The organism is Dictyobacter formicarum, from assembly GCF_016587435.1.
This window is the reverse complement of sequence record NZ_BNJJ01000055.1, coordinates 1-8,543: the sequence shown is the minus strand read 5'-3', so window position 1 is coordinate 8,543 and position 8,543 is coordinate 1. Positions and strand designations below refer to the sequence as shown.

Genomic DNA, 8,543 nt, shown 5'->3' with positions numbered 1-8,543 from the left:
AATCTGCTGGCATGGGGATAGCCGATATCGTGAAGGTCAACCAGTATCTGATTCACGCGGAGGATAAATCGGCCTATATTCAAGTTCGAGGCCGTTACCTGGGCGAGGTTTGTCCAGCAGGCATGTTTTCTGTGGTTACCGAATTGATTTACCCGGAAATTCTCGTTGAGATCGAAGTCATTGCAGCAAAAGCTGAAGGAGATTCATTATGAATAAAATGCATAATACAGGAGTAGCAACAAAGGTCGCTCAGGCCAGTGATGGCATTGAGGTTCCAACGAATGCTCGCTGGCTGTCTACGTCCGGAACATCTGGTATCAGGCCTGATGGAACCCTGCCAGAGACGATTGAGGAACAAGTCGAGCAAGTTTGGAGAAACATTCAGACAATTTTAGCGCCTGCTGATATGGAGGTCACAGATATCGTCAAGATTACCTTCTATCTGACTCGTCGAGAGAATTATTCGGTCTGTCTTGCATCCCGAGACCGTTTCTTAGGCGATGCTCGCCCAGCGGCCATGTCATCGATTGTGTCAGGATTGATTCGTCCAGACTTTCTTGTCGAGGCTGAGGTACAAGCAGCGAAGTAAACAAAATGGAGGAAAAATCTTTGAGAACCATTGACCATCAAGAGTTGAAACAGAAAATGGACCACCAGGCATCCTTTCGTCTGGTGATGGCTCTGAATGAGTGGCAGTACCAGACGAAACGCATTCCTGGTTCCCTGTACTTCGCCACCATCCAGAAGGCGCTGGCCGAGCTTCGCAAAGAAGACGAGATTGTTGTCTACTGTTCCGACCGAACCTGCGTTGCCAGCGCTGCCCTCGGCAAGTTGCTTGAATACCAGGGCTATGCTCACGTGTTGCATTTTGCAGGTGGGCTGGCCGAGTGGGAACAGGCAGGCTATCCATTAGAAGGCCGGGATGTCCCGGTCTGATCGTGTGGCCATCAGGGATTGATTGAGCCTTTGAGCGAACGAGAAGCTGATGTGCTTGCGTTGCTGGTCCTGGGTTTCACCAACAGAGATATCGCTGAACGGTTGACCATTACCGTGAGCACAGTGAAGCAACACGTGAGTAGCATCCTCCACAAATTAAGTGTGACCAATCGATCTCAAGCACAGGCCCGTGCACGTGCAATGGGTTTCCTTTAATGGACAAGAGTGGGCCGTGTGGCAACAAAGTCGCATAACTTCACCGTTCTTCTCTCTTCCTGAACTAATTACGAGTCCCTGCACATCGTTCTACAATATAGGTTGCCTGCCTTATAGGATCATTACGCATCTGCAGAGATTTATTATGTCCTGTGGAAGAAGGCAGAATCTGCCTGAAACCTGTCAGTTTTTCGTGTCTTGACACTGTAGCCCTTTAGAGGAAAATGCCTCAGTGGGTCGTTTCATTCCTAGTAGCACTGGCAGACAGCGTAATGGTAAACTATATTGAGATCCTATGTTCAAACAAACGTTCAGCCTTCTAGGCTTCGGATCGCGTCAAATGCTCACCTTTGAGGCGTTCAGTCTCTCGGGAGAAAATCTATCTTCAGCAAGAAGGAGATGCCTTCATCGTCTGACAGTATGCTGAACAGAAAGGATAATACTTTTAGTGGACCCGGATACCTCGGATAACTTGAATACGGAAGACGTCATAAACACGCCTAGACTGACACCTGCAGCACGATTGCTCCCCGAGCAACTGCTGGCCACCAAATTCCTTATCCCTGCATCCTCCCATCCATACCTTGCCCGCCCTCGCCTCACAGCCTTATTGCATGCAGGGCTCCAACGCAATGCCATACTCATTTCGGCGACCGCCGGTTTTGGCAAGACCGCCTTGCTCTCAAGTTGGATCCAGACACTCGGTCCTGACGACCCACAGGTTACCTGGATCTCGCTTGACACCTGTGACAACGTGCCAGCCCAATTTTGGACGTATGTTCTGGCGGCTTTAGACCACTGCTGGCCGGGGATCTCAGCATTACCCCTGACATTTCTGTACGAAGCTCCCCAGCCAGCATGGCAATCGATGCTCACGATGTTGATCAATAGTCTGGCTCAGCGCAATGAACGTGTAGTCCTGGTTCTCGACAATTATGACAAGATCACCGAACCAACCATCCATGCTCTGATCTCGTTTCTGATCGAGCATCTCCCTCCGGCCTTGTGTGTGATCCTCTCCACACGCACCGATCCTCCGTTTTCGCTGGCTCGCCTCCGAGCACGGGCACAGATTGAGGAAATCCGGACCGAACAACTACGATTTACCCGCGAGGAGACAGAAGCATTTCTTCGTCAGGTGATAAATGTTCATCTTTCAGAGCAAGATATGCAAGAGGTGCAAACACGTACACAGGGCTGGTGCGCCGGGCTCCAACTGGCGGCATTTGCCCTGCAAGGACGGGCAAATCCAGGAGACCTGCTCCAGGAACTCCATGGAAGCCAGCATGCTATTTTGGAATATCTGCTACATGAAGTACTTCAACATCAGTCAAGCAAGATACAAATGTTTCTGTTATACACATCAATTCTGGAGCACCTCTGCCCTGCCATCTGCAACGCCGTGTTAGAACAACAGGACAGTCAATCCATCCTGGAGGAGCTGGAACACGCCAATTTATTTGTGAGCCCCCTCGACAAAGAACACCAGCGATATGCCTATCATCCCTTGTTTGCTGAGGCACTACAGTATCGTCTAGAGCAGATCGCTCCTGAGAAGATGTCCACCCTCCATCTCCGAGCCAGTCACTGGTATGCCACGCAGCATGCCGAAAACGAGGCCATCCAGCATGCGATCTTTGCCCGGGCATGGCCGCAAGCCACGGCGCTTATCGAGCGTATCCCAAGCCAGCAGCTCTGGAGTTGGCAGACTATCCCCTTCTGGATCGAACACTTGCCATCGGAGGTTGTCCGTGCACGACCTCGTTTGTGTCTGGCATATGCTCAGGCCCTGTTCTGGGGCGAGCCGCCTGACATCACAAAAGATTGGCTACACGCTGCCAGAACAGCCTGGGCAGCGCTTCGCGTCCGAGAGGGAAACGCAACAGGAAATAGGCAGGCACAAGAGACGGAGGCGCCGACACGTCTTCTCGGCGAAATTGCCGCCTTACAGGCTGTGATTGCAGGCTTCTATGATGGCGATGCTGGAGCCGCATGGGCTTACAGTGAGGACGCCCTCACCCTTCTTGTTGAGCAGCAACAGACGGCGCATATCCAGGTCACCTTCGCTCGATCCCTGGCAACGTTGTCTCTGGGGAACTTCGAGCACGCTATCCAGACATTACAAACGGGAATTGCGCAGGTGGAAGCAAAGGGAGATACAGCGCTGGCAAACATCTGTTTGACAAGAGCAAGCTGGGACATGACCATAACGGGAAAATTGCATCATGCATGGCAATTTGCTGAGCGCACTATTCGATCGGCTCAAACCGCCAATGGACATTTGCCAGCCATGGTGTGTTGGACGTACGCCCGTCAGGCGGATCTCTTGCGTGAGTGGAACCGAGTAGAGGAGGCCCAACGGCTCGCTGAGCAAGCCATCCAACTCGGAGAACAGGCAGAACTGAATATTTTTTTACCGCTGGGATATACGATCTTGTTGAAGCTGGCGCTCTCGCGAAGAGCGTTAGAGGATGCAGCAACAGCACATCAACTGTTAGAAAATGCCTGGAGCAGAATGCCAGTTCCATATTGTTATACGCTCTATAGCGCTGTGGATCAGGTTCGCTTCTGGCTTACGTGCAACGATCTCGAACGGGCCAGAAGCTGGAGCCGGGAGCTGGAGCAAAAAGCGTTGCTGGTCTCTCCTCTGGCACGAGAGCGACAGGAAATTGCGCTCGCCAGAATAGCACTTGCCGAGTCCCAACCGGACGAAGCACTGGCTCGGTTGGCTCCATTAGTTGCGCGGGCAAAGGCTGAAGGACGGTGGGCCCACGTTTTGGAAATGTGGCTCCTCCAGGCCCTGGCGTACCAGATACATCAGCAATGGCAAGAGGCCCTCGTGACCCTTACACTGGCCGTGAACCTGGCTGCACCCGAAGGCTATATTCGTCGTTTCGTGGATGAAGGGGTTCCAATGGCAGATCTGTTAACCCGACTCAGAGCACAAGAACAGCAACGGGAACTCACACCCTATCTGGATGCACTTCTGGCTGCCTTCGACAATGCGCACGGCACGCAAACAAAACAGCAGGAGAATGAGGAGCATTCAGAGGCAATACCACCACTCCTCGACCTCTTGAGTGCGCGGGAATATGAAGTGCTGCAACTCATTGCGCGTGGTGCCCCCAACCAGGAGATTGCACAGACACTGATGATTTCAGTCGATACGGTCAGACACCATGTGAGCAACATCCTCAGCAAACTTGGGGTAACCAATCGCACGCAAGCAGCGATACGGGCACGCGCTCTTGGCCTGCTCTCTTCAGCATCGTGAAGTATCCCGTTGTTAGAAAGCAGGAGCTTTGCAGTATCAAGACATGTTAGCAAACGTTAGCATGTCTTGCTTCTCAACCGACATTTTCAAAAGTCCTGGTATTGTGCTGGCTACTTAGATCATCTATTCAAGAACCGGAGACGTGCGCTGGGACAATCTCTCGTCGCTCATCTTGTTTTTACGAAGAGAGGCATGGAGCAAGAACATCGAGGACAGGTCAATTTCTGTTTGCTGAATACGGAGAGCCTCTTCTAGCAACCAAGCAAAGAGAAGATGCGTTCTCTTCGGCTGTGGAAAGAAAACAGGACAGGGAAGACAGAAAACACGTCAGGCCCTTGAGATAGCCACCATAGGACGCTGGGTCTCCTTCACTCACCCCTCATGAGTATGCCTTCTCTGGTTTATGCTGCTCTTTGGTAGTCATGGTGTAATCCACCTAACATCGGAACAGAAAGCACGTGGCCCGACTGGCCTGGAGGCGGTGCAGAAAGCTCTGGTGGGTCTGGAAGCCGTTGCTGAAGCCCTTGGTGAGGTCGGGCTTGATTGAAGCACCGCACATAGACATTGAGGAGACGATAGAGTTGTTTTTCCTGGAAAATGAAGCAGTGATCCAGGCATTCGCGCCTCACACTCCCGAGAAAGCGTTCACAGACCGCATTCGCCTGGGGAGTTCGATACGGAGTGCGAAGCACTTTGATGCCACTGGTCGTTGCTACTCGGGCGAAATTCGGCCCGAATTTTTTGTCATTATCCCGGATGAGGTATTTGGGTGTTTGTCCATATGGAGTCGCCTCTCGCAGTTGTTGTGCGACCCAACGATCAGTTGGAGACCGTGTCACGTTCACATGGATGACCTTGCGCGACTTCCACTCGATGATGAAGAAGGCAAACAGCGGACGAAAGAAGAGATCGGTCACCTGCAGGAAATCACACGCCCACACCTCTGCCGCATGATTGCGCAAGAACGTTTTCCACGTCTGCCCACTCGGTCGTGTGCGGCGGATGGGTCTCATATATTTCTGAATCGTCCGTTTACTCACCCGAATAGCGAGCTTGAGAAGCTCGCTGCGAATGCGCTCCGCTCCCCAGAGCCGATGGTGTGCGGCCATCTCCTTGATCAAGCTGATCGTTTCAGGCGAGAGCTTTGGCTTTCTCGCCTGTGCCTTCGTTTTACGCCTCCAGAACAAGCGGAAGAGCTCCCGATGCCAGCGGAGGAGCGTCTCTGGTTGGACAAGGAAGAGCGCCTGTTTCCAGGTTCGGACCATGCTGGCGAGGAGCACCAGAAGAAGCCGGTCCGTCTTTCGGTAGGGAGGCCGTTTGATCTGTCGATGAAGGATAACCAGTTGCTGTCGTAAGAGCGCATGTTCCGCGAGCAGTTCAGTCTTGCTTCTGGTCAGATCGGCGAGTGTACCGAGCGCAAGAGAAGTCGTTGGTGGCTTTATCCATCGCAAAACGTGTTCTTGAAGGGCATGGAAGCCAAATGAGACGCATTGTTTGATCGAGTGCGCCACGTAAGTGGCGAGAGAGAGTACTTTGGTGAAGGCTGTTGGAAGGCCTTCTCTGCACCTGACTTACCCCTGCCAACTGGCTGAAACCTCGAAAGAGGAGGGCGACGATAGCATGTCAGGAAAAGGCCGCGTAGGGAAAGAGGTCGTGCTTCCTGATCGGTCAGCAGAAGATGTGCATGGTCAAAGATGAATTTCTTGAACTCCAGTCTTGTGGTCTCTAGCATGACACCAGCGAAAACGACCCGTAACGCTGGGCTGGGAATGAGGCGCGTAACCTCGTTCTGCGTGCCTCTCCAACATTCTCAGCACACTCTGTTCCCAGAGGGGAAAAAGACGAACGGAGGGCCTACACACGTCGCATCTTGCTCTCGTCAAAAACGTGGGATCGCCTAAACAGGATTACTCCTGCATGGCGACGGAAGTCCAATATTACCCAACGTACGGCTGTAATGGCTTGTGCAGACCTCTTGTGAGGTCCCGACAAGAGGGATAAGCGGTGGTAACACCGGCGAAACCAGTTCTGTTTGGGGGGAAGTGGGCTAGCGGAGTCTGAAGAACCCTGAAGAGGAAAGTGGGATGTGCTGATGCTGTCCCGAGAACTCAGAAGGAAGTACTCAGACAAAGTGGAGAGCCGTGTGCGGTGACAAGCCGCAAGCACGGTTCGGGGAGGGGGGTACGGGCGACCCAGCAATGGGCGACCGGCCCCTACTCTACGGAAAACACAGACCGCACAGATGGATCCTCGTCTTTGTGAAAATGGGCGCAAAGTCAGAGCGCTTACGCAGCGTGGACTGTGTTGATTGTACGCACATTTCACGTACATTGGCAAGAAAGCTTCCTTCATCATGCACAACAGGCCGATTTCCTGAACAGGCATGCGATGCGGGAGCCGAGTTAGTTTGTGGGAGCAGCCTGAAAGCGGCGTTGGATCGCGATTGGGACCAACAAATTGAGAAGGATGAGGCACTTACCTTAGTCCTGAACGTATTGCGATCCGTGGAAACCTGGGTGCAGACCCTGCAACAGGAAGATGCGCAACTGGCTCAGCCGTCTCTTTCAGTGGCACAACAGATCCAGGCACAAGATGTAGAAGTTGATGAGAAGGGAAAGGCAAATCTGATCAAAGGAGTGGCCAAAGATCGACGTATCAGCGTCGAAGATCCCGAGATGCGTCATGGTCGCAAAAGTCGCAGTGTGCGTGTCGATGGATACAAGCGGCATGTGCTCCATGACCTGGACACCGGCCTCATCCGAGCAGTAGGAATCACCCCGGCAAACGTACCCGAAGCCAGCGTGACCGAAGCCATCAGTGCAGATTTGGCTCAGCAAGTGGCTTCCTTGAAGGAACTGCATATCGATCGGGCGTATTTGAGCAGCCATCTGGTTCGTGAGCGCGGCGACGACTTGGAAATCTATTGCAAAGCCTGGCCAATTCGCAATGGCAAGCGCTTCCACAAGCAAGCTTTCACCCTGGATTGGGAACGACAGATCATTCAATGTCCCGCCAAGAGGGAAATGCCTTTTGTTCCTGGTGGCATGGTCCATTTTCCCAAAGAGGCTTGTACGGGGTGCTCTCTAAAAGCCCAATGTACCACCAGTTCCAAGGGCCGTAGTGTCAGCATCCACCCTGATGAAGCCTTGCTCATCGAGTTACGAGAGCGCCAACAAACTCCGCAAGGACGAGCTCAACTGCGCGAACGGGTCGCAGTTGAGCATACGCTTGCTCATGTTGGTCGATGGCAAGGACGGCGCGCTCGGTATCGCGGACTGCGCAAGAACCTCTTCGATTTACGCAGGTGTGCTGTTGTCCACAATCTGCACGTCTTGGCCCGTTCCCAGTCGCTTCAAGCTGATCTTCAAGATGCTGCTTGATTTCTCGACTGATGCTCTAGCAGATCAGCGGCCAGAATTTTTTGTACTGTGAGAAAATCGTTGTTGTGTGACTTCAAAGAGCGCGTTGCCAATGCGATACCGATCGCCAATATAGACCTCTGCGTCAGACAGACCGTCCACCGTAAAGTTCTCGCCGATTTGCCCGAAGTGAAAGTCATGGCGGCCAAGTTGCTGTTCCCAGTAGTGGTAGGAATCCAGCTGGTAAACAAAGACTGCGCGGTATATGCCGCCATGCCCGTTGGTGTCTCCTTGCGTATCTCCACCAATATTCAGGTGTCGCACCATTCTGCGACCTTGTACCGGCTCTTTCCAGATCGCCGTGCGTACCGTCTCTCCACGCCACGCGATATCGCGTGGCAGACCAACATTGACCGAGAGTCATTGTGGCATACGATTCTCCTTCCTGTTCATCATGCTAGCATAGAGCATGCGATTCATGGGCTTGAGTGAAGCCAGGTGGGATGCCTCTTCTCGCTTTGTCTTGCCGCGCTTGCCTCAGGATCAGGGGTTCCTGGCTCATTACGGCTTCACGAGCCGCGATGCAAGCGGCGTTCGCCCATGCTTTTTCCAGCCTGTAGATGAGAACATTCTGTTCCATGGTGTCATGCAATCCGACTATTATTGATCAGCTGTTCCTGCATTGAACGGCTGATCGATGGTGTATTGGACGACGTTTTCGTGCCAGGTGTGTCTGTCTAGTGTCTGTCTAAGAGCAT

General features: G+C 52.8%; 7 protein-coding genes and 2 pseudogenes. 7 read left to right on the top strand and 2 right to left on the bottom strand.

All coding sequences use genetic code 11. The features are described from left to right. The 5 genes from JMI88_RS38995 to JMI88_RS38975 form a co-directional block, all read left to right on the top strand. Positions 1–212 (top strand): RidA family protein (locus JMI88_RS38995; protein WP_268906066.1); only part of this gene is annotated, 212 nt, incomplete at its 5' end. Continuing rightward, positions 209–589 (top strand): RidA family protein, encoded by a 381-nt coding sequence (locus JMI88_RS38990; RefSeq protein WP_201367487.1) that lies wholly within the window; start codon positions 209–211, stop codon positions 587–589. The genes JMI88_RS38995 and JMI88_RS38990, both read left to right, overlap by 4 nt. A 20-nt stretch (positions 590–609) precedes the next feature. Further along, positions 610–936: a rhodanese-like domain-containing protein gene (locus JMI88_RS38985; RefSeq protein WP_201367486.1), complete on the top strand. Its 327-nt coding sequence runs from the start codon at positions 610–612 to the stop codon at positions 934–936. Positions 937–966: 30 nt separating this feature from the next. After that, positions 967–1,152, top strand: coding sequence for a response regulator transcription factor (locus JMI88_RS38980; protein ID WP_201367485.1), 186 nt, complete (start codon positions 967–969; stop codon positions 1,150–1,152). A 448-nt stretch (positions 1,153–1,600) separates the two neighbouring features. After that, positions 1,601–4,426 (top strand): winged helix-turn-helix domain-containing protein, encoded by a 2,826-nt coding sequence (locus tag JMI88_RS38975; RefSeq protein ID WP_236023264.1) that lies wholly within the window; start codon positions 1,601–1,603, stop codon positions 4,424–4,426. A gap of 401 nt (positions 4,427–4,827) precedes the next feature. Here JMI88_RS38975 and JMI88_RS38970 read toward each other — a convergent pair whose 3' ends face one another. Then, positions 4,828–5,877, bottom strand: coding sequence for an integrase core domain-containing protein (locus JMI88_RS38970; RefSeq protein ID WP_236023263.1), 1,050 nt, complete (start codon positions 5,875–5,877; stop codon positions 4,828–4,830). A 903-nt stretch (positions 5,878–6,780) separates the two neighbouring features. Between JMI88_RS38970 and JMI88_RS38965 the strand changes: the two are divergent. Next, positions 6,781–7,806: pseudogene (locus JMI88_RS38965) on the top strand (transposase); the annotation flags it as partial. Positions 7,807–7,863: 57 nt separating this feature from the next. Here JMI88_RS38965 and JMI88_RS41115 read toward each other — a convergent pair. After that, a pseudogene (locus JMI88_RS41115) lies at positions 7,864–8,187 on the bottom strand (MOSC domain-containing protein); the annotation flags it as partial. A 76-nt stretch (positions 8,188–8,263) separates the two neighbouring features. On the opposite strand from JMI88_RS41115, the gene JMI88_RS38955 reads away from it, so the two are divergent. Then, positions 8,264–8,452, top strand: coding sequence for a hypothetical protein (locus JMI88_RS38955; protein ID WP_201367481.1), 189 nt, complete (start codon positions 8,264–8,266; stop codon positions 8,450–8,452). Positions 8,453–8,543 lie beyond the last annotated feature (91 nt).

Coding starts and splice junctions, on each gene's coding strand:
- JMI88_RS38990 (WP_201367487.1), top strand. CDS start 209: ATGAATAAAATGCATAATACAGGAGTAGCAACAAAGGTCGCTCAGGCC.
- JMI88_RS38955 (WP_201367481.1), top strand. CDS start 8,264: ATGGGCTTGAGTGAAGCCAGGTGGGATGCCTCTTCTCGCTTTGTCTTG.